The organism is Tabrizicola sp. M-4, assembly GCF_051132405.1.
GTDB lineage: Bacteria > Pseudomonadota > Alphaproteobacteria > Rhodobacterales > Rhodobacteraceae > Paragemmobacter.
Genome location: NZ_CP128606.1, coordinates 2,122,088 through 2,141,549, shown reverse-complemented (window position 1 = coordinate 2,141,549; position 19,462 = coordinate 2,122,088). Strand labels below are relative to the sequence as shown.

The following is a 19,462-nucleotide window of genomic DNA, read 5'->3' as shown; positions in this document are numbered from 1 at the left end:
ATTGGCGGCAGATTGGCCGGAACCGGGGAAGGGGGTCATGTTGATTGGCGACAGCATTGTGTCGCAAATCGGTTTCGGCCTATGCGTCTAGCTGGGTGATACCCGCTTTCGGAGGTGTATGGGTCGTCTTTCTAAAGCTTTGCCGCCCCTCGTCGTTCCCTGACCGATGTTCCACCTACACGGTCATGCAGGGAGACGTGGGAATGCGGTTCAAATGGAAGGTTGCCCTCGCGCTGCTTTTGGCGGGGCTGGTGCCGACGGTGGTGCTTCTGAAACTGGAACTGGATCGGTTCGCGGCCTATTCGCATCAGGCGGCGATGAACGAGATCCAGACATCGATGCAGCTGAAAGGGCAGGCGGTTCAGGCCTATGTGGATGATGTGGTCAACATGACCCAGTCCATCGCCGAATTGCCGCAGACGGCGATTGCCCTACAGGAGATGGACCTTTCGGCGGATGCGCTGGCGGCAGATCCGAGATTGGTGCCCGACATGGCGGCGCTGGCGGCGCGCTATGCCGAGCAGGAAAAGCTGACGAAGGACGTGCCCGCCGGTGCGGGGGAGCGTTGGATGGGACGGCTGGACCCTCTGGCGATCCGTTTGCAGCACCTTTACGTTTCCGGCAATCCGGAGGAGATCGGCAAGAAGCAGGCGCTTGACGATGCGGGGGATGGCAGCCGCTATTCGCGGTCGCATGCGCAATTGCATCCGGTCTTTCGCGATCTGGCGGCGCGCTATGGGTTCTATGACCTGTTCCTGATCGAACCGCATCAGGGGCGGATCATCTATTCGGTGTTCAAGGAACTTGATTACGGGACGTCCTTGAAGGATGGCCCCTTTGCGGGAACGGCCTTTGCCAAGGTCGTACGCGACATGATCGCGTCCAAAGGCGAGACGCCGTTCCTCTTTGCCGACTTCCAAGATTATGAGCCGTCCTACAACCAGCAGGCCTTTTTCCTGACCGTGCCGGTGCTGCGAAACGGGCAGCTTCTGGGTATTCTGGCGGTGCAACTGCCCATCGATTTCTCGGCCGGGTTGCTGACGGCGGCGGAATATGAGCGGACCTCGCTGGAGACGATCCTTGTCGGCCCGGATGGGCATTTGCGGGCCTATCCGCGGATGCAGGAAGGCTGGGACCTCGAGATGCCGGTCGTGGGGCCTGCGGTGGCGGCGGCGCAGCAGGGCCGGCAGGGCGTGACCGAGATGCGAAATCCACGCGGTGAGGCGGTCTTTGCGGCCTATCGCCCGCTGGAGGTGGCAGGTTTGAAATGGGTGATCCTGTCGCAGGTGGCGCAGGAAGAGGTGCTTGCGGCCTCGGAAGAGTCGAAACGGCAGGCGCTTGTCATCGGGGCGGTGGTGCTGGCCGGGACGCTGCTTGCGGGTCTGCTGCTGTCGTTCTGGTTGCTGCGTCCGATCAAGCGGCTGGGGACGGAGTTCCAGAGCCGGACGTCGGAGGTGATCGGCAGCCTTCGGACGGCGGCGCTGCAGGCGCGGGGGGCGGCGGAGACGATGGCGGCGACGGCGGAGGAGACGAGCCGGCAGACGAGCCATGTGAAGGAAGGGTCGGAGTTGACGGCGGCGGATGTGTCGGGTGTGGCGGCCGCGGTGGAGCAGTTGTCGAGTTCGATCAACGAGGTGGTCGCGGGCATTCAGGAGACGAATGCGCTGGCGGGTGACGCCGCGCTGCGGGCCGAGGATGCGGCGACGCTGCTTGCGGAGTTGGAGAAGGTGGCGGGCCGGATCACGGGGATCGTGACGCTTATCAACGACGTTGCGCGGCAGACGAACCTTCTGGCGCTGAATGCGGCGGTGGAGGCGAGCCATGCGGGGGCTGCGGGTCGCGGCTTTGCGGTTGTGGCGAGCGAGATCCGCAAGCTTGCGGCGCGGACGACGGAGTCGACGGACGAGATCGCGGGCGAGGTGCGGTCTGTGCTTTCGGCGGTGAAGCGGAATTCGGAGGCGATGCGGGCGATTGCGGCCTCGATCGGGCAGGTGAACGATCAGGCGCGGGGGATCGCGTCGGCGGCGACGCAGCAGGGCGAGGTGACGCATGACATCGCCGAGCGGATGTCGCGGACGGCGGGGCGGGTGGGGCAGTCGAATGACAGCCTGACCGAGGTTCAGGCGGCCTCGGAGAACGCGAACCGCGCGGCGGGGGATGTGCTGGGGGGCGTCATGTCGGTCGAGCGGGCGGCGGAGGCGATGGACGCGGCGCTGGCGCAGTTCCTGCGCCGGGTGCAGACGATCTGACCTTCGGCGTCCTTGAACGGAAAAGGGCGGCCCGGTGGGCCGCCCTTAGCATTTCGTGCCTGCGCTGCCTTACTTTTCGGGGATCAGACCGCGCGGGCTGAACCGCAGCACGAGAAGAAGGATTACCCCCATGGTGAGCAGGCGCATGTGCTGGGCGCTGTCGATGAGATGCGCCTTGAGCGGCCCCTCTTCCAACCCTGCGACGATGCCGCGCATGACAGCCGGACCAAGGCTTTCCACGATGAGCCAGAGCCAGCCGATCAGCAGCCCGCCGAGGACGGAGCCCCAGTTGTTGCCCGAACCGCCGACGATCACCATGACCCAGACGAGGAAGGTGAAGCGCAGCGGGTTGTATTCGCCGGGTGTCAACTGACCGTTCATCGAGGTGTACATGGCGCCCGCGATGCCCACGACGGCAGAGCCGAGGATGAACACCTGCAGATGGCGCTTGGTCACGTCCTTGCCCATGGCGGCGGCGGAGACCTCGTTGTCGCGGATGGCGCGCATCATGCGGCCCCAAGGGCTGTTGAGGGCACGTTCGGAGAGCCAGATCACCCCCAGAAGGACAGCGGTGAACAGAACGACATAGATCAATTTCACCACGATGGAGGAGGCGGTGGTCGGTTCGAAGCCCCAGCGCGTCGCCCAGTCTAGGAAGCCCGCGCTTTGCTGCAGGTCCACCTCATAGGGCACGGGCCATGGGCGCGGCATGTCGATGATGTTCTTCACGCCGCGGGCGAGCCAGTCCTCGTTCTTCATCACCGCGATGATGATCTCGGCGATGCCGAGGGTCGCGATGGCGAGATAGTCGGAGCGCAGGCCGAGGGAGATCTTGCCGATGGCCCATGCGGCTGCGGCGGCGAGGAGGCCGCCCACCGGCCATGCCAGCGTGGGGTTCAGGCCGAGGCCGCCCAGATTGCCCGCGGTGGCGGGGTTGAAAGCCTCCACCGCGGTCACCGCCGGGTCGAAGACGGCGCGGAAGAGGATGAAGCCCAGCACGCAGATGGCCAGCGTGGCCAGCATCCGCATGCGCCCCTTGGGCAGGCGGTTCCATGTGAAGATCGCGAGCGCGATGGAGGCGGCGCCGAGGAAGAGGCCCAAGAGGATGCCGGTTCCGCCTGCGGTCCAGCCTTCTACGACGGGGCGGGTGGAGACGAGGACGACGGCAAGGCCGCCGAGGGCGGTGAAGCCCATGATCCCGGTGTTGAAGAGGCCCGCATAGCCCCATTGGATGTTCACCCCTAGCGCCATGATGGCCGAGATGAGCGAGAGGTTCAGGATCGACAGGGCGAGGTTCCAGCTTTGCATCATCCCCGTCAGTGCGAAGAGCGCGAAGACGCCCGCGAAAAGCGCAAGGTTACGCATCAGACCGATTTCCCCTTGAACAGGCCCGTGGGCATGAAGATCAGCACGATGATCAGGATGGCAAAGCTGACGGCGAATTTGTAATCCGTGCCCATCAGTTGCAGCAGCCCTTCGGGTGCCATGCTTTCGGGAACGAGGTAGGTGACGACCTTCTTCCACGCATAGGTGACCATCACCTCGGAGAAGGCGATGACGAAGCCGCCGGCGATGGCCCCGATGGGCGAGCCGAGGCCGCCCACGATGGCCGCCGCGAAGATGGGCAGCAGGAGCTGGAAGTAGACGAAGGGCTTGAAGCTCTTGTCGAGGCCGTAGAGGACGCCCGCGATGGTGGCGAGTGCCGCGGCGATGATCCATGTCACCTGCACCACGCGGTCGGGGTTGATGCCTGACAGGAGCGCGAGATCCTCGTTGTCGGAGAAGGCGCGCATGGATTTGCCGGTGCGGGTGCGGTTGAGGAACCAGAAGAGCGCGACCATCACCACGAGGGCGGTGATCACGGTCACGACCTGCGTGCCCTTGATCGCCAGCCCCTCGGCGAGGCCCGTCATCTCGCGGAAGTCGCCGGCGGAGATGAGGAAGCGACCGCCATCGGCGAAATTCTGGTCATCCACGCCGATGATGAGGCGGACGATGCCGTTCATCACGAACATGACGCCGAGCGACACCATCACGAGGATGACGGGCGCGGCCTTCTGGCGGCGGTAGAAGCGGTAGATCGTGCGGTCGGTGAAGAGCGCGAAGCCCGCGGTGACGGCGATGCCGAAGGGCAGGGCCAGAAGGGCGGTGGGCAGCACGCCGAGGCTGATGCCCATCGACTGGAACCACCAGGTGAAGAGGATCGTCACCATCGTGCCGAAGGCCATGGTGTCGCCATGCGCGAAGTTGGAGAAGCGCAGGATGCCGTAGATCAGCGTGACGCCGAGGGCCCCCAGCGCGAGTTGCGCGCCATAGGCGAGGGCGGGGACGAAGACGAAGTTGAGGAAGGCCACGAGGGCGTTGAGGATATCCATGGCTCAGCCCCCGAGGAAGGAACGGCGGACCTCCGGATCGGCGAGCAGGGCCTTTCCGGTGTCGGTGAAACGGTTCGCGCCTTGGACAAGGACATAGCCCTTGTCGGCGATGTCGAGGGCCTGACGCGCGTTCTGTTCGACCATGAGGATCGAGATACCGGTGCGCGCTACCTCGATGATGCGGTCGAAGAGTTCGTCCATGACGATGGGGCTGACGCCAGCGGTGGGTTCGTCCAGCATCAGGACCTTGGGCTGGGTCATGAGCGCGCGGCCGACGGCGACCTGCTGGCGCTGGCCGCCGGAGAGTTCGCCCGCGGGCTGGAACCGCTTCTGTTTGAGGATCGGGAACAGGTCATAGACCTGTGCCATCGTGTCCTTGAAATCGTCTCGGCGTATGAAGGCGCCCATTTCGAGGTTCTCCTCCACCGTCATGGAGGTGAAGATGTTGTGGGTCTGTGGCACGAAGCCCATCCCCTTCGCCACGCGGGCCTGCGGGGTGAGGGCGGTGATGTCCTCGCCATCCAGTTTCACATGGCCCGCACGCAGCTTCAGCATGCCGAAGACGGCCTTCATGGCCGTGGACTTGCCCGCGCCGTTGGGGCCGACGATCACGGCGATCTGGCCTTTCTCGACAGCGATGGTGCAGGAATGGAGGATGTCCGCGCCACCATAGCCGCCGGTCATCGCCTCGCCGATCAGGAAGGGGTCAGCCATGGCGGGACCCTCCGAGAGGGGCGAATTTTCTGCGAAAATTCGGCGTTGCGCGGGGTGTCAGGCGGAGTGCCCGAATTTTCGCAGAAAATTCGTCCGCCGCGGGAAGGTGCCGGTCAGCCATGCGCGGCCTCCTCCTGCTTGACCTTGTTCTTCAGCCCGGTGCCGAGATAGGCCTCGATCACGCGTTCGTCATTCTTCACTTCGTCAACCGTCCCTTGGGCCAGCACCTTGCCTTCGGCCATGCAGATGACCGGGTCGCAGAGGCGGCCGATGAAATCCATGTCGTGTTCGATCACGCAGAAGGTGTAGCCGCGTTCCTTGTTCAGCCGCACGATGGCATCGCCGATCGTGTTCAGCAGCGTCCGGTTCACGCCCGCGCCGACCTCGTCGAGGAAGACGATCTTGGCATCGACCATCATGGTACGGCCAAGTTCCAGAAGCTTCTTCTGCCCGCCAGAGATCTGGCTTGCCTTCTGTTCGGCAAGGTGGCTGATCGTGAGGAATTCCAGTACGTCGAGCGCCTTCTGCCGGATCGCGGCCTCTTCCTCGGCCACTGCGGCGCGGTTGAACCACGCGTTCCAGAGGGTTTCGCCTTTTTGCCGCGCGGGAACCATCATCAGGTTCTCGAGGCAGGTCATCGAGCCGAATTCATGCGCGATCTGGAAGGTCCGCAGGAGGCCCTTGTGGAACAGCTCGTGCGGGGGGAGGCCCGTGATGTCTTCGCCATCCATGAGGACCCGGCCCGAGGTGGGCGGCAGGCGGCCTGCGATGACATTGAAAAGGGTGGTCTTGCCCGCGCCGTTCGGCCCGATGAGCCCGGTGATGGAGCCGGTCTTGATTTCCAGCGAGGCACCGTCGACGGCATGGAAGCCGCCGAAATGCCTGTGCAGGTTCTCGACAACGATCATGTGGTGTTCCCCTGTTCCCCGTCATTGCCGCACGCCGTTTCCCGGCGCCGCTGCGGGGCGTTTGTCTATGGCAACGGCCCGGGACTTTGCCCGGGCCGCGCGTGACGCCTTAGCTCATGCCAAGGACGGGATCAACGGAAGCCGACCGTTTCGATCTTGCCGTCCTTGATTTCGTACTCACGGTAGGCACCGGCAGATTCGCCGGGTCCGATCAGTTCCACGGCGGTCGCGCCGACATAATCGATGTCGGTGCCGGCGGCGATCAGGTCGAGGGCCTTGCCGAGTTCGCCGGGCTGGATCGGTTCGCCGGGGGCGTTGGCCAGATCCATGACCTTGGTGGTCCAGTCCTTCGAGTTGGTCGAGTTGGCGGCCGCCATCGACAGAAGGATCAGGGCCGCCGCGTCATAGCTTTCCTTGGAGAAAGCGTTCGAGCCGTCGAAGCCAGCGGCGGAAGCCATCGCCTCATAGGCGGCGGCGCCGGGCGAATCAGTGCCGGGGACGGCACCGAAGGAACCGTTCAGCGGTTCGCCGATCGCCTCGATCAGGCTTTCGCCATACATGCCGTCGACGAGGTAGAAGGTCGAGAAAGCGCCCGAGTCGAGCGAGGCCTGGATCACGCCCTTGCCGCCCTGATCGACATAGCCTGCGACGATGAGCATTTCGCCACCGGCAGCGGCCAGCGAGGCCACTTCGGCCGAATAGTCGGCCTTGCCGTCTTCATGCGGAGCCGAGATGGTGACCGAGCCACCCTTGGCCGCGAAGGCCGCGCCGAAGCTGTCGGCCAGACCCTTGCCGTAGTCGTTGTTGGTGTAGGTCACGGCGACCGACTTGATGCCCTTTTCCGACAGGATGTCGGCCATGATCTCACCCTGACGCGCGTCCGAGGGCGCGGTGCGGAAGAACAGGCCGTCATCTTCGGCGGTGGAGAGGGCGGGCGAGGTGGCCGAGGGCGAGATCATGCCGATCCCGTTCGGACGGGCGACGTTCTGCAGAACGGCACCGGTGACGCCGGAGCAGTCGCCACCGACGATGCCCATGACGCCATCGGCGGTCACGAGGCGTTCAGCCGCGGCGGTCGCGGCGGCGGCGTCGACGCAGGTCGAGTCACCGCTGGAGGTGGTGATGGTGCCGAGCGAGAATTTGCCCGAATCGTTCACTTCCTTGACCGCGAGTTCCGCGCCCTTGGCCATGTCCGGCACGGTGGATTCCAGCGGGCCGGTGAAGCCGAGCAGGATGCCGAGTTTCACGTCCTCGGCCGAAGCGGCACCGGCCATAAGCGCGGTGGCGGTCGAGGCGAGCAGCAGTTTCTTCATTGGGTAACTCCCTGGGTTGGATCGTTGTCCTGCGGCGACCCTAGTGTGGATGTGATCAAAAGAAAAGCACCCCGATCGAGTATCGCGCGGGCGGTCCGTCGATCAGAACCGCGTGAGGACGGCTGGAATATGGGGGATGCGGTCTCAATTCCAAGGGTTGGACACCGAAGAGGGGGCGGGATGCTGAGAAAGGTCGGACTGATGGCAGCAATGGCGGCGCTGCCCGCGCAGGCGGAAACGGTGGAAAGCTCTGCCGGATCGTTGCGGATCGAGGCGATGGTGACGGGGCTGGAAGAGCCTTGGGCTTTGGAGTTCCTGCCCGATGGCGCGTTGGTGGTGACGGAGCGGGACGGGCGGTTGCTGCTGGTCCGCGACGGTGAGGCGCAATCCGTGGCGGGTGTTCCGGAAGTCTTTGCCGAGGGGCAGGGCGGGCTGTTGGATGTCATGATCCCGCGTGATTTCGCGGAAAGCCGGGAAGTCTGGCTGAGCTATGCGATGCCGCTGGAAGGCGGGGCTGCGACGGCGGTGGGCAAGGGACGGCTTTCGGAGGATGGCACGCGTCTGGACGCGTTCGAGGTGCTGTATCATGGCGATGCGATGCGGGGCGGGCGGCATTTCGGTTCGCGTCTGGTCGAGGCGCTGGACGGGACGGTTTTCCTGACGACGGGCGACCGGGGCACGGGGCCGGAGGGGCTGGAGTCGCAGGACCCGGCGCGGGTTGAAGGGAAGGTGATCCACCTGAACCGGTACGGAAGCGCCGCGACCAGCCTGCCCGGTCACAGGCCGGGGGTCTTTTCCCTTGGCCATCGCAATGCGCAGGGGGCGACGCTGGATGCGGATGGGACGCTCTTGCTGGTGGAGCATGGGGCGCAGGGCGGGGATGAGGTGAACCGCGTGGAGGCCGGGCGCAACTATGGCTGGCCCGTGATCAGCTATGGCGAGGATTATGGCGGGGGGCGGATCGGCGAGGGAGCCGAGAAGGCGGGGATGGAGCAACCGCTGCATTACTGGGTGCCGTCGATCGCGCCTTCGGGATTGATGGTCTATGGCGGCGAGATGTTCCCCGACTGGCGGGGGGATGTGTTCACCGGATCGCTGAACAGCGATTTCCTGAGCCGGTTGGACCCGGAAGCGGGCTGGGCCGAGGAACGTATCGCGAGCGCCCAGACGGCACGGGTGCGCGACGTGGTCGAGGCGCCGGATGGGGCCATCTGGTTCCTGTCGGTGATCGACGGGGCGGCCTATCGGGTGACGCCTGCGGAATAAACGATTTTTCTGCGAAAAATCGGAGGCGATCCTTCCGGGGAAGGATCGCTTTCCCTGTTCAGATCGAAAGCCGGATGCCCGTTCCGCCCCCCTGCGAGCCGCGTTCGCGATAGGGCGTGGTGTTGTAATGCGCGCGGTAGCATTTCGAGAAATGCGAGGGCGAGGCGAAGCCGCAGGCAAGGGCCACGTTGATCACGCTCATATCCGTCTGCATCAGCAGGTTGCGCGCCTTCTGCAGGCGGAGTTCCATGTAATACCGCTTTGGCGAACGGTTGAGATAGCGGCGGAAGAGGCGTTCGAGTTGGCGGGTCGACATGCCCACCTCTTCGGCCAGATCGGCGGGCGACATCGGGTCCTCGATATTGCCTTCCATCATCTGGATGACTTGGGACAGCTTCGGATGCCGCACGCCGATGCGAGTGGGAATCGATAGGCGCTGGGTATCCTGATCGGTGCGGATCGAGGAATAGATGAGCTGGTCGGCGACCGTATTGGCCAGATCCTCGCCATGATCGGCGGCGATCACCTTGAGCATGAGGTCTATGGAGGAGGTGCCGCCGGCGGTGGACCAGCGGTTGCCGTCCATCACGAAGACGGATTTCGTGAGCTTCACCTCTTCGAATTCCTCGAGGAAGCCGTCCTGGTTCTCCCAGTGGATCGTGGCCTTCTTGCCGTCGAGGAGACCGGCTTTCGCCACCGCATAGGCCCCGGTGCAGAGGCCGCCGATGGTGACGCCGCGGCGCGCCTCGCGGCGGAGCCAGTTGAGGATGCCGCGGGTCGTGGACTTCTGCACGTCGAGGCCGCCGCAGACCAGAAGCGTATCGTCACGGTCGATCTCGTCCAGACCCATGTCGAGCTTGAAGGCCGCGCCGTTGGAGCAGACTGCCGTATCGCCGCCCTCGCCTGCGAGTTTCCAGACATAGAGCGTCTGGCCCGAGATGCGGTTGGCCACCCGCAGGGGTTCGATGGCCCCGGCGAAGGGGAGCATCGTGAAACGGTCGAGCAGCAGGAAGACGAAGCGTCGCGGGGCGATGTTCTTCGTGATCTGCTGCGCTTTCTTGGCAGCGGCGAGCATGTTGCGACCTGAACGTGTCGGAATCGGCATTAGCCAATCAGGAAAACATTTTCACTGCAAGGGCAATCGGTTGCGTCAGTGGTGGCGGGGCGAAGGGAACGGGCGGGGTGGTCCGGGCGTTGCTATGAGGGGCAAAATGCGCCTTGCGGGATTGGTTGGGACGCGTGGGTTCAACCATCGAAGCGGGGGACCTGCGAGGATCGCGGCGATGTGACGGGGGCTGCACGGGATTGGCCATATCGCGCGGATTTCCTGTCAGAACGATAGTTGCGGGGAGGGCAGGGCGTTCCGCAGGACGCGCGCACCCCTTTGCACGTTTTGTGAATTCGTCCTATAGGGGCGGCGGAACGCAAAGGGAGACGACCCATGACCAAGGGCTGGACCAAGCAGGATTGGCGCGCGAAGCCGCGGATCCAGATGCCCGATTACCCGGATCAGGCCGCATTGCATGCCGTCGAGGCGCAGCTTGCCAAGTATCCGCCGCTGGTCTTTGCGGGTGAGGCGCGCAAACTGAAGAAGCAGTTGGCGCTGGCCGCCGAGGGGAAGGCCTTCCTGCTTCAGGGGGGCGACTGCGCCGAGAGCTTTGCCGAATTCAGTGCGGACAACATCCGCGACACCTTCCGCGTTATGCTGCAGATGGCGGTCGTGCTGACCTATGGCGCCAAGGTGCCGGTGGTGAAGGTGGGCCGCATGGCGGGGCAATTCGCCAAGCCGCGCTCGGCCCCGACCGAGGTAATCGACGGCGTGGAGCTGCCCTCCTACAAGGGCGACATCATCAACGGCTTCGACGCCACGCCGGAATCGCGCATTCCCGATCCGCAGCGGATGCTGCAGGCCTATACGCAGGCGGCGGCGTCGTTGAACCTGCTGCGGGCGTTTTCCACGGGCGGGTTTGCGGATATCCACCGGGTCCATAGCTGGACGCTGGGCTTTGCCGAGCATGACAAGGCGGAGCGGTATCGCGAATTGTCGAACCGGATTTCGGATGCGCTGGACTTCATGAATGCGGCGGGGGTCAATGCCGAGACGGCGCATACGCTTTCGACCGTCGATTTCTATACCAGCCACGAGGCGCTGCTTCTGGAATATGAAGAGGCGCTGTGCCGGATCGACTCCATCACCGGGCAGCCGGTGGCGGGGTCGGGCCACATGATCTGGATCGGCGACCGCACGCGGCAGCCGGACGGGGCGCATGTGGAATTCTGCCGGGGTGTGCTGAACCCGATCGGGTTGAAATGCGGTCCGTCCACCACGGCGGAAGACCTGAAGGTGCTGATGGCCAAGCTGAACCCGGCAAACGAGCCGGGGCGCCTGACGCTGATCGCGCGGTTCGGTGCGGGCAAGGTTGGGGAGCATCTGCCGCGCCTGATCAAGACGGTGCAGGCGGAGGGTGCGAATGTCGTCTGGTCCTGCGATCCGATGCACGGGAACACGATCAAGTCGTCGACCGGGTACAAGACGCGTCCCTTCGATAGCGTGCTGCGCGAAGTGCGGGAGTTCTTTGCCATCCACAAGGCCGAGGGCACGATCCCCGGCGGCGTGCATTTCGAGATGACGGGCAAGGACGTGACGGAATGCACGGGCGGCCTGCGTGCGGTGACGGACGAGGATCTGTCGGACCGTTACCACACCGCCTGTGACCCGCGCCTGAATGCCAGCCAGTCGCTTGAACTGGCCTTCCTTGTGGCCGAGGAGTTGACCTCGCTGCGTGAGGCGGGGCGGCGTATCGCGCTTTGATCTTCCGGTGACGGGAGGGGATGGGGCGGTCCTTGCGGGCCGCCCTTTCGCATTCCTCGTCAGGGCGCGGACCAGACGAGGGTGGGCGGTGCCGGCGGTTCGGATGGGCTGTTCTGGCCTGTGGGCAGCGGATGGTCGACCAAGGGGGTGAGGGGTTCGCCCAAGAGACGCTCGATCCGGAAGCGGCGCGGTGGCAGGACCGGGGGGCCGTCGAGGACAAGGCAACCGATGAGCGCGGTGCTGTCGCTGCCCTGTTCCGCAAGGGGAAGAAGTGTCAGTTGCGCGGTCAGCGGCGGGCGGAGCAGGCCGCGTTCGGAGAAGAGATGCATGTCGAGCGTCTGGGCCCCGCAGAAGGCGAGGTCGAGCGCTTCGAGCAGTTGGGCGCGGGTGCCGGTTTCGAAAAGCACCGAAAGGGGGCGTCCGGCGAGGTCTTCGCCATGGACCGAGCGCACTGTCATGCCAGCATAGCGCAGCAGGACCGCGCCATCCTGACGGCGTTCGGCGATCAGCAGGTGGTGCAGGATTGGGGCAAGCGCCTTGGGCGCGATCTGGTCGCGCCGGGGTAGGGTATCGGCCATGCGCAGCCCGTGCCAGTGGCGGCGCAGGGTCGCGATGGCCGCGCGCTGCGCGCGGTTGCCCGGCAGGCCGCTGCGGCCATCCGACATGCCGATCAAGGTTCCGTTCGTCCGACCGTCGCGTCCCATGCCGTCACCATCCGCCCGCTTTGCCTGCCTTCGCCGCCCGTGCCATCGCTGCCGGACAAGCGCAGGCTTGGCCGGGGCCGGAGGGCCGGATAACGGGGCTGGTTGTCGGGGCCTTGCCCCTCTGTTACGCCCAGATACGGCTGAAACTTCGGTATGCTTAGCCGCATGGGCAGATTAGGGCCGGAATGCGGCGCTGTCCGGGAAGAATGAACAAAGGGTTAATGGTCCCGCGCGGGGCCGGGGAGAGGCGGATGACGGTTTCGATGACCGGGTTTGCGGCCCGCAAGGGACAGGGGGCGGGCTTTGGCTGGGCCTGGGACCTGCGGTCGGTGAACGGGAAGGGGCTGGATCTGCGCTTGCGGGTGCCGGACTGGATCGATGGGCTGGAGGCCGCGCTGCGGGCCGAACTGGGGCGCGCGCTGGGGCGGGGGAATGTATCGCTGTCGCTGCGGGTGGCGCGCGAGGGGGGCGAGGAGGCGCCGCTGCGCGTGAATGCCCCGGTCTTGGCGGCTGTGCTGCGGGCCTTGGGAGAGGTGGAGGCCGCTGCGATGGGCGCGGGCGTGACGCTGGCGCAGGCGACGGCAGCGGATGTGCTGGCGGTGCGGGGGGTGCTGGATACCGGGGCGGCGGATGAGGATACGGGGCCGCTCAGGGCTGCGATCCTTGCGGATCTGCCCGCGTTGCTGGCCGAGTTCAACGCGATGCGGGCAGCGGAAGGGGCGGCGCTGCAGGGCGTGATCGCGGGGCAGTTGGACCGGATCGAGGCCTTGACCGGCGAGGCAAGGCTGGAGGCCGAGGCGCGGCGCGAGGCATCCGCCGCGGCGTTGAAGGAGGCCTTGGCGAAGGTCATGGCCAATGCCGACGGTGTGGATGAGGCGCGGCTTGCGCAGGAATTGGCGATGATTGCGGTCAAGAACGACGTGACCGAGGAATTGGACCGGCTGACAGCCCATGTGGCCGCGGCGCGGGCCTTGCTGTCGGAGGTGGGGCCGGTGGGGCGGAAGTTCGATTTCCTGATGCAGGAATTCATGCGCGAGGCGAACACGCTGTGTTCCAAGGCGCAGGCGATGGCGCTTACCCGCATCGGGCTTGACCTGAAAACGGTCATCGATCAGATGCGCGAGCAGGTTCAGAACGTGGAATGACCATGGCGCGCAAGGGGCTTCTCCTTATTCTTTCCTCCCCTTCCGGGGCGGGGAAATCGACGTTGACGCGGATGCTGATGGGGTGGGATGCGTCGATGCGCTTTTCCGTTTCGGCCACCACCCGCGCGCCTAGGCCGGGGGAGCAGGACGGGCGGGAATACTTCTTTCGGTCGCGGGCGGAGTTCGAGGCGATGGTCGATGGTGACCAGATGCTGGAACATGCTGAAGTGTTTGGGAACTTCTACGGGACGCCGCGCGGACCGGTGGAAGAGAATATGCGGGCGGGCTGTGACACGGTCTTCGATATCGATTGGCAGGGCGGGCAGCAGATCCGCAATTCGGCGCTGGGGCGAGATGTCGTGTCGATCTTCGTCCTGCCGCCGTCGATTGCCGAGTTGGACCGCAGGTTGCGGTCGCGCGGGCAGGACAGCGACGAGGTGATCGCGGGCCGCATGGCGAAGAGCCGCGACGAGATCAGCCATTGGGCGGAATATGACTATGTGCTGGTGAACGAGGATCTGGAGGCAACGTTCGAGAAGTTGAAGACGATTCTGGAGGCAGAGCGGATGCGGAGGGACCGTCAGCCGGGGCTTTCCGATTTCGTGCGTGGATTGAACCGGGAGTTCGAAGCGCGATGATCTATGAACTGGATGGGGTGACGCCGCAGATCGATCCTTCGGCATGGGTCGCGCCGGATGCCAACATCATCGGGCGGGTGGTGCTTGAGGCGGGGTCCTCCGTCTGGTTCGGGGCGACGCTTCGAGGGGATAACGAGGAAATCCGCGTGGGTGCGGGGTCGAATGTGCAGGAGAGTTGCGTCTTGCACACGGACATGGGTTTTCCGCTGGTGATCGGGGCGGAGTGCACCATTGGCCACAAGGCGATGCTGCATGGCTGCGTGATCGGGGACGGCACGCTGATCGGCATGGGCGCGACGATCCTGAACGGGGCGAAGATCGGGCGGGGGTGTTTGATCGGGGCCTGTGCGTTGATCACGGAGGGGAAGGAGATTCCCGACGGATCGCTGGTGATGGGCAGTCCGGGAAAGGTGATCCGCGAATTGGACGAGGCCGCGCGGGCACGGCTGCTGAAGTCGGCGGCCGGGTATCGGGCAAATGCGCTGCGGTTCCGGGCGGGATTGCGGGCGGTTTAGCGAAATCTGACGCAGATTTCGCGCCGATTTCTGACGCAGAAATCGGGTGGGACGCGTGGCGCCCGGAATTTGCGTCAAATTCCGCAACGATTTCTGCGTCAGAAATCGTGTTCCAAATCCGGTTGGAATATTCGTTCCACGCTGCTAGCTTCGCCGCCAACAGGGGGGACGCATGACCGCACCGGCCAGCATCGACGAATTCCGCATCCGGCTGGCCGAGGTGACGGACACCCTGCCTAAGCGTTTGCGCCAATGCGCCGACTACATCGCCTCGAACACCGACCGCATCGCCGTCTCCACCGTGGCGGAACTCGCGGCGGGGGCGGACGTGCCGCCTTCGGCGCTCATGCGCTTCTGCCAGATCCTCGGGTTTTCCGGCTTCTCCGAGATGCAGCGCCTGTTCCGCGAGGCCTATTCCCCCGGCTGGCCCGATTACGGCACGCGCCTGCGGAACCTGAAGGAGAACGGCGCGGGCAGTCCTGCGGCGCTGCTGGCGGAATTCGTGGAGGCGGGGCGTCTGTCGCTGGAGCAACTGGCGAAATCCGCCGACGAGGCCGCGCTTTCGCAAGCCGTGGCGCAGCTTGCGGGGGCGGGGACGCTGCATGTCGTTGGGCTGCGGCGGGCCTATCCGGTGGCGTCCTACCTCACTTACGTCTTCGAGAAGATGCAGGTTCCCGCCATGCTGCATGACGGGGTGGGCAAGCTGGACCACCGCCACGCCATGCGTGCGGGCGATGCCTGCATCGCGATCACCTTCGCCCCTTACTCGGATGAAACCTTGGCGCTGGCCGCCGATGCGCAGGCGCGGGGTCTGCCGGTGATCGGGATCACCGACCGGCTGACCAGTCCCCTGGCCAGGCTCTCTTCCACCGTGCTGACCGTGCCGGAGGTGGATTTTGGCGCCTTCCGCTCTCTCTCCGCCACGCTTGCTCTGTCCATCGCGCTGGCCGTGGCAGTGGGATCGGCGCGCGAGGGGTGAAGAAAGCGCTTCCCCTTTTCGGGCGTATGGAATAAAAATTCCAAAACAGGTTACGGGCCGAATCCCTGCACCAAGGGGCGTGGCCGGAGGAGGAACGGTGTCCCCAGCGAAGAAGCTCGACGTCATCACCATCGGCCGGTCCTCGGTCGACCTCTACGGCGCGCAGGTGGGCGGGCGGCTGGAGGATATGGGGTCCTTCCAGAAATATATCGGCGGCAGCCCGACGAACATGGCGGCGGGGACGGCGCGGCTGGGCCTGCGCTCGGCGCTGATCACGCGGGTGGGTGACGAGCATATGGGCCGCTTCATCCGCGAGGAACTGGCGAAGGAAGGCGTGGACGTGCGGGGGGTGAAGACCGATCCCGAACGGCTGACCGCGCTGGTCCTGCTGGGGATTCGGGACGAGAAGCAGTTTCCGCTGATCTTCTATCGGGAAAACTGCGCCGATATGGCCCTCTGCGAGGAGGATATCGACGAGAGTTTCATCGCCGAGGCGCGGTCGGTCGTGGCGACGGGGACGCATCTGTCGCATCCGCGCACCGAGGCAGCGGTGATCAAGGCGCTGGAATTGGCGCGGAAGCACGGGTTGCAGACGGCGCTGGATATCGACTACCGCCCGAACCTCTGGGGTCTGTCGGGGCATGGCGACGGCGAGAACCGCTTTATCGAAAGCGCCGCCGTCACGGCGAAGCTGCAGGCGACGTTGCACTACTTTGACCTGATCGTGGGGACGGAGGAGGAATTCCACATCGCGGGCGGCACGACCGACACCATTGCGGCGCTGCGGGCGGTGCGGGCGGTGTCCAAGGCCACGCTGGTCTGCAAGCGCGGGCCGATGGGTGCGGTGGCGTTTACGGGGGCGATCCCTGATACGCTGGACGAAGGGGAAAGCGGGCCGGGTTTCCCGATCGAGGTGTTCAACGTGCTGGGCGCGGGGGACGGGTTCATGTCCGGCCTGCTGAAGGGCTGGCTGGATGGCGAGCCTTGGCCCGTCGCGTTGAAGTATGCGAATGCCTGCGGGGCCTTCGCGGTGTCGCGGCATGGTTGCACGCCGGCCTATCCGTCATGGACGGAGTTGCAGTTCTTCCTGCAGCGCGGCGTGGTGGAGAAGGCGCTGCGCAAGGATGCGGCGCTGGAGCAGGTGCATTGGGCGACCAACCGTCACAAGGACTGGTCCACGATGCGCGTCTTCGCCTTCGACCATCGCATGCAGCTTGAGGCGATGGAGGGCGCGACGCCCGCCAAGATCGGCGCGTTCAAGGAGCTTTGCCTGAAGGCCGCGCTGACGGTGGCGGATGGGCTGCCGGGGCATGGCATCCTGTGCGACTCGCGCCTTGGGCGCCATGCGCTTTATGCGGCGGCGGGGACGGGGCTGTGGATCGGGCGTCCGGTGGAATGGCCGGGGTCGCGCCCGCTGACGCTGGAGCCGGAGATCGGGCCGGATTTCGGGGGGCTGTCGGAATGGCCGCTGGAGCATGTGGTCAAGGTGTTGTGCTTCTACCACCCCGAAGACGATGCCGCGACGAAGGCGAAGCAGGAAGAGACGGTCGTCCGCCTGTTCCACGCCTGCCGCCGTAACCGATTGGAGATGCTCCTTGAGATCATCCCTTCGAAGGTTGGCCCGGTGGATGACATGACTTCGGCGCGGGTTATCGAGCGGTTCTATGACCTCGGCGTCTACCCGGACTGGTGGAAACTGGAGCCCTTTGCCACGGATGCGGCGTGGAGCAATGCCTGCGCCGCCATCACTGCGCGTGATCCGCATGTGCGGGGGATCGTTGTGCTTGGCCTTGACGCGCCGGAGGAGCAGCTTGCGGCATCGCTGTCGCTTGCCGCGCGGCATGATATGGTGAAGGGCTTCGCCGTGGGGCGCACGATCTTTGCCGATGCGGCCCGCGGCTGGCTTGCGGGTTCGCTGGGGGATGAGGAGGCCGTCGCAATGATGGTCGAGAGATATAGCCGCCTGTGCCGAATTTGGGACGAGGCGCGCGCCAAGGGGGAGATTGCAGCATGAAGACGATCCGATTGACTGCCGCGCAGGCGATGGTGCGCTGGCTTGCCAACCAGCAGGCGGAGGATGGCACGCGGTTCATCGAAGGCATCTGGGCGATCTTCGGCCATGGCAACGTAGCCGGTCTGGGCGAGGCGCTGCATGGTGCGCGCGACGTGTTCCCGACTTGGCGCGGGCATAACGAACAGACGATGGCGCATACGGCGATTGCCTATGCCAAGGCGTCCAAACGCAGGAAGGTAATGGCGGTGACTACCTCCGTCGGGCCGGGGGCGACCAATGTGGTGACGGCGGCGGCGCTGGCCTATGTGAACCGTCTGCCGGTGCTGATCATCCCCGGCGACGTCTTTGCCAACCGTGCGCCCGATCCGGTGCTGCAACAGGTGGAGGATTTCGCGGACGGCACCGTCAGCGCGAATGACTGCTTCCGCCCCGTGTCGCGCTATTTCGACCGCATCACGCGGCCGGAACACATCATCACCGCCCTGCCGCGCGCGCTGCGGGTGATGACGGACCCGGCGGATTGCGGCCCCGTCACGCTCGCCTTCTGTCAGGACGTGCAGGCGGAGGCTTACGACTATCCCGAGTCCTTCTTCACCCCGAAGGTCTGGCGCATCCGCCGCCCGGAGCCGGATCAGGCGGAGCTGGAGGCGGCGATTGCGGCGATCAAGGCCGCGAAGAAGCCCGTGATCGTGGCGGGTGGCGGGGTGATCTATTCCGGGGCGGAGGCGGCGCTTGCCTCCTTTGCTGCCGAGCACGGGATTCCGGTGGTCGAAACGCAGGCGGGCAAGTCGGCGCTGGCGCATGACCATGACATGAACTTCGGTCCCGTGGGGGTGACGGGGTCTTCCTCGGCCAACATTGTCTGCGAGGGGGCGGATCTGGTGATCGGCCTCGGCACGCGGTTCCAGGACTTCACGACGGGGTCCTGGTCGCTGTTCAAGAACCCTGCGCGCAAGATACTTGCGATCAACGTGCAGGCCTATGATGCGTCCAAGCACGGCGCGATGTCGCTGGTGGCGGATGCCCGCGTGGCGCTGGAGCGCCTTGGCGCGGCGCTGAAGGGCGTTCGCTTCGCGCTGCCGGACGCGAAGCTTAAGTCCGAATGGGCGGCGGCCAAGGCGGCGGTGAAGGCCGCGCCAGCAGCGGGGAACGAGTTGCCGACCGACATGCAGGTCGTGGGGGCGGTGCAGCGCGCCTCGACCCCGGCGACCGTCGTTATGGGTGCGGCGGGGACGATGCCCGGCGAGTTGCACAAGATCTGGGATGCCGCGCAGGGCGGCTATCACATGGAATACGGTTTTTCCTGCATGGGATACGAGATTGCGGGGGCGCTGGGGATCAAGATGGCGCGGCCGGATGCGGATGTGGTCTGCATGGTGGGCGACGGGTCTTATATGATGGCCAACAGCGAGTTGGCGACCGCTGTGATGATGGGCGTGCCTTTCACGGTGGTGATCACCGACAACCGGGGGTATGGCTGCATCAACCGTTTGCAGAAGCACACGGGCGGCGCGCCGTTCAACAACCTGCTGGACGACGCCTATCACGTTAATCCGTCGGCCATCGACTTCGTCGCGCATGCCGGCAGCATGGGGGCGCGGGCGGTCAAGGCGGGTTCCGTGGCCGAGCTGGAGGCGAAGATCGTCGAGATGCGCGGCGGGGCTGTGCCTTCGGTCATCGTGATCGACACCGATCCCATGCCGTCCACGGCGGCGGGCGGGACCTGGTGGGAAGTCGGTGTCCCCGAGGTTTCGGTGCGCGAAAGCGTGCGCGCGGCGCGGGTGAAGTTCGAAGAAAACAAGCAAAAGCAGTCGATTGACGGCTGAAGTT

16 protein-coding genes are annotated in these 19,462 nt (G+C 65.3%); 9 read left to right on the top strand and 7 right to left on the bottom strand.

What is annotated here, in order from left to right; genetic code table 11:
• The first annotated feature begins 203 nt into the window (after positions 1 to 203).
• The gene (locus tag TabM4_RS10370; RefSeq protein WP_434612000.1) at positions 204 to 2,249 is read left to right on the top strand and encodes a methyl-accepting chemotaxis protein; all 2,046 of its coding nucleotides are present in this window, start codon (positions 204 to 206) and stop codon (positions 2,247 to 2,249) included.
• 69 nt (positions 2,250 to 2,318) lie between these two features.
• Here TabM4_RS10370 and TabM4_RS10365 read toward each other — a convergent pair whose 3' ends face one another.
• The 5 genes from TabM4_RS10365 to TabM4_RS10345 all read right to left on the bottom strand — a co-directional run bounded on the left by TabM4_RS10365 (position 2,319) and on the right by TabM4_RS10345 (position 7,559).
• Positions 2,319 to 3,617, bottom strand: a complete 1,299-nt coding sequence (locus tag TabM4_RS10365; RefSeq protein ID WP_434622030.1) for a branched-chain amino acid ABC transporter permease — start codon at positions 3,615 to 3,617, stop codon at positions 2,319 to 2,321.
• Entirely contained in the window at positions 3,614 to 4,624 is a 1,011-nt protein-coding gene (locus tag TabM4_RS10360) for a branched-chain amino acid ABC transporter permease (protein WP_434611998.1), read from the bottom strand. The genes TabM4_RS10365 and TabM4_RS10360 overlap by 4 nt, the downstream gene beginning before the upstream one ends.
• A 3-nt stretch (positions 4,625 to 4,627) precedes the next feature.
• The gene (locus TabM4_RS10355; protein ID WP_434611996.1) at positions 4,628 to 5,338 is read right to left on the bottom strand and encodes an ABC transporter ATP-binding protein; all 711 of its coding nucleotides are present in this window, start codon (positions 5,336 to 5,338) and stop codon (positions 4,628 to 4,630) included.
• 113 nt (positions 5,339 to 5,451) lie between these two features.
• The gene (locus TabM4_RS10350) at positions 5,452 to 6,246 is read right to left on the bottom strand and encodes an ABC transporter ATP-binding protein (RefSeq protein ID WP_434611994.1); all 795 of its coding nucleotides are present in this window, start codon (positions 6,244 to 6,246) and stop codon (positions 5,452 to 5,454) included.
• Between the two features lie 131 nt (positions 6,247 to 6,377).
• Entirely contained in the window at positions 6,378 to 7,559 is a 1,182-nt protein-coding gene (locus TabM4_RS10345) for an ABC transporter substrate-binding protein (RefSeq protein ID WP_434611991.1), read from the bottom strand.
• A 180-nt stretch (positions 7,560 to 7,739) separates the two neighbouring features.
• On the opposite strand from TabM4_RS10345, the gene TabM4_RS10340 reads away from it, so the two are divergent.
• Entirely contained in the window at positions 7,740 to 8,825 is a 1,086-nt protein-coding gene (locus TabM4_RS10340; RefSeq protein ID WP_434611989.1) for a PQQ-dependent sugar dehydrogenase, read from the top strand.
• 58 nt (positions 8,826 to 8,883) lie between these two features.
• Here the strand turns inward: TabM4_RS10340 and TabM4_RS10335 are convergent, their stop codons facing one another.
• Positions 8,884 to 9,900 carry a GlxA family transcriptional regulator gene (locus TabM4_RS10335; protein WP_434611986.1) on the bottom strand — a complete coding sequence of 339 codons (1,017 nt, stop codon included), beginning with the start codon at positions 9,898 to 9,900 and terminating at the stop codon, positions 8,884 to 8,886.
• 366 nt (positions 9,901 to 10,266) lie between these two features.
• Here TabM4_RS10335 and TabM4_RS10330 point away from each other — a divergent pair, with 366 nt between their 5' ends.
• A complete protein-coding gene (locus TabM4_RS10330) occupies positions 10,267 to 11,637 on the top strand; it encodes a class II 3-deoxy-7-phosphoheptulonate synthase (protein ID WP_434611984.1) in 1,371 nt (456 codons plus the stop codon).
• A 59-nt stretch (positions 11,638 to 11,696) separates the two neighbouring features.
• Here the strand turns inward: TabM4_RS10330 and TabM4_RS10325 are convergent, their stop codons facing one another.
• On the bottom strand, positions 11,697 to 12,341 hold the full coding sequence (locus TabM4_RS10325) for a PAS domain-containing protein (RefSeq protein WP_434611981.1): 645 nt from the start codon (positions 12,339 to 12,341) through the stop codon (positions 11,697 to 11,699).
• 251 nt (positions 12,342 to 12,592) lie between these two features.
• Between TabM4_RS10325 and TabM4_RS10320 the strand changes: the two genes are divergently transcribed.
• The 6 genes from TabM4_RS10320 (at position 12,593) to iolD (ending at position 19,458) form a co-directional block, all read left to right on the top strand.
• Complete coding sequence (locus TabM4_RS10320) at positions 12,593 to 13,486, top strand: YicC/YloC family endoribonuclease (RefSeq protein ID WP_434611978.1); 894 nt, start codon at positions 12,593 to 12,595, stop codon at positions 13,484 to 13,486.
• A gap of 2 nt (positions 13,487 to 13,488) precedes the next feature.
• A complete protein-coding gene (gene gmk, locus TabM4_RS10315) occupies positions 13,489 to 14,124 on the top strand; it encodes a guanylate kinase (protein ID WP_434622028.1) in 636 nt (211 codons plus the stop codon).
• Positions 14,121 to 14,639, top strand: a complete 519-nt coding sequence (locus TabM4_RS10310; protein ID WP_434611977.1) for a gamma carbonic anhydrase family protein — start codon at positions 14,121 to 14,123, stop codon at positions 14,637 to 14,639. Before gmk ends, TabM4_RS10310 begins: the two co-directional genes overlap by 4 nt.
• Before the next feature lie 172 nt (positions 14,640 to 14,811).
• Entirely contained in the window at positions 14,812 to 15,618 is an 807-nt protein-coding gene (locus TabM4_RS10305) for a MurR/RpiR family transcriptional regulator (RefSeq protein ID WP_434611974.1), read from the top strand.
• Positions 15,619 to 15,715: 97 nt separating this feature from the next.
• The gene (locus TabM4_RS10300; RefSeq protein ID WP_434611972.1) at positions 15,716 to 17,632 is read left to right on the top strand and encodes a bifunctional 5-dehydro-2-deoxygluconokinase/5-dehydro-2-deoxyphosphogluconate aldolase; all 1,917 of its coding nucleotides are present in this window, start codon (positions 15,716 to 15,718) and stop codon (positions 17,630 to 17,632) included.
• Positions 17,629 to 19,458 carry a 3D-(3,5/4)-trihydroxycyclohexane-1,2-dione acylhydrolase (decyclizing) gene (iolD, locus tag TabM4_RS10295; protein WP_434611970.1) on the top strand — a complete coding sequence of 610 codons (1,830 nt, stop codon included), beginning with the start codon at positions 17,629 to 17,631 and terminating at the stop codon, positions 19,456 to 19,458. Before TabM4_RS10300 ends, iolD begins: the two co-directional genes overlap by 4 nt.
• Positions 19,459 to 19,462 lie beyond the last annotated feature (4 nt).

What these genes read in the sequence shown, in the direction of transcription:
- TabM4_RS10370 (WP_434612000.1), top strand. Translation starts at nt 204, where the DNA reads ATGCGGTTCAAATGGAAGGTTGCCCTCGCGCTGCTTTTGGCGGGGCTG.
- TabM4_RS10360 (WP_434611998.1), bottom strand. Translation starts at nt 4,624, where the DNA reads ATGGATATCCTCAACGCCCTCGTGGCCTTCCTCAACTTCGTCTTCGTC.
- TabM4_RS10355 (WP_434611996.1), bottom strand. Translation starts at nt 5,338, where the DNA reads ATGGCTGACCCCTTCCTGATCGGCGAGGCGATGACCGGCGGCTATGGT.
- TabM4_RS10350 (WP_434611994.1), bottom strand. Translation starts at nt 6,246, where the DNA reads ATGATCGTTGTCGAGAACCTGCACAGGCATTTCGGCGGCTTCCATGCC.
- TabM4_RS10345 (WP_434611991.1), bottom strand. Translation starts at nt 7,559, where the DNA reads ATGAAGAAACTGCTGCTCGCCTCGACCGCCACCGCGCTTATGGCCGGT.
- TabM4_RS10340 (WP_434611989.1), top strand. Translation starts at nt 7,740, where the DNA reads ATGCTGAGAAAGGTCGGACTGATGGCAGCAATGGCGGCGCTGCCCGCG.
- TabM4_RS10335 (WP_434611986.1), bottom strand. Translation starts at nt 9,900, where the DNA reads ATGCTCGCCGCTGCCAAGAAAGCGCAGCAGATCACGAAGAACATCGCC.
- TabM4_RS10330 (WP_434611984.1), top strand. Translation starts at nt 10,267, where the DNA reads ATGACCAAGGGCTGGACCAAGCAGGATTGGCGCGCGAAGCCGCGGATC.
- TabM4_RS10325 (WP_434611981.1), bottom strand. Translation starts at nt 12,341, where the DNA reads ATGGGACGCGACGGTCGGACGAACGGAACCTTGATCGGCATGTCGGAT.
- TabM4_RS10320 (WP_434611978.1), top strand. Translation starts at nt 12,593, where the DNA reads ATGACGGTTTCGATGACCGGGTTTGCGGCCCGCAAGGGACAGGGGGCG.
- gmk (WP_434622028.1), top strand. Translation starts at nt 13,489, where the DNA reads ATGGCGCGCAAGGGGCTTCTCCTTATTCTTTCCTCCCCTTCCGGGGCG.
- TabM4_RS10310 (WP_434611977.1), top strand. Translation starts at nt 14,121, where the DNA reads ATGATCTATGAACTGGATGGGGTGACGCCGCAGATCGATCCTTCGGCA.
- TabM4_RS10305 (WP_434611974.1), top strand. Translation starts at nt 14,812, where the DNA reads ATGACCGCACCGGCCAGCATCGACGAATTCCGCATCCGGCTGGCCGAG.
- iolD (WP_434611970.1), top strand. Translation starts at nt 17,629, where the DNA reads ATGAAGACGATCCGATTGACTGCCGCGCAGGCGATGGTGCGCTGGCTT.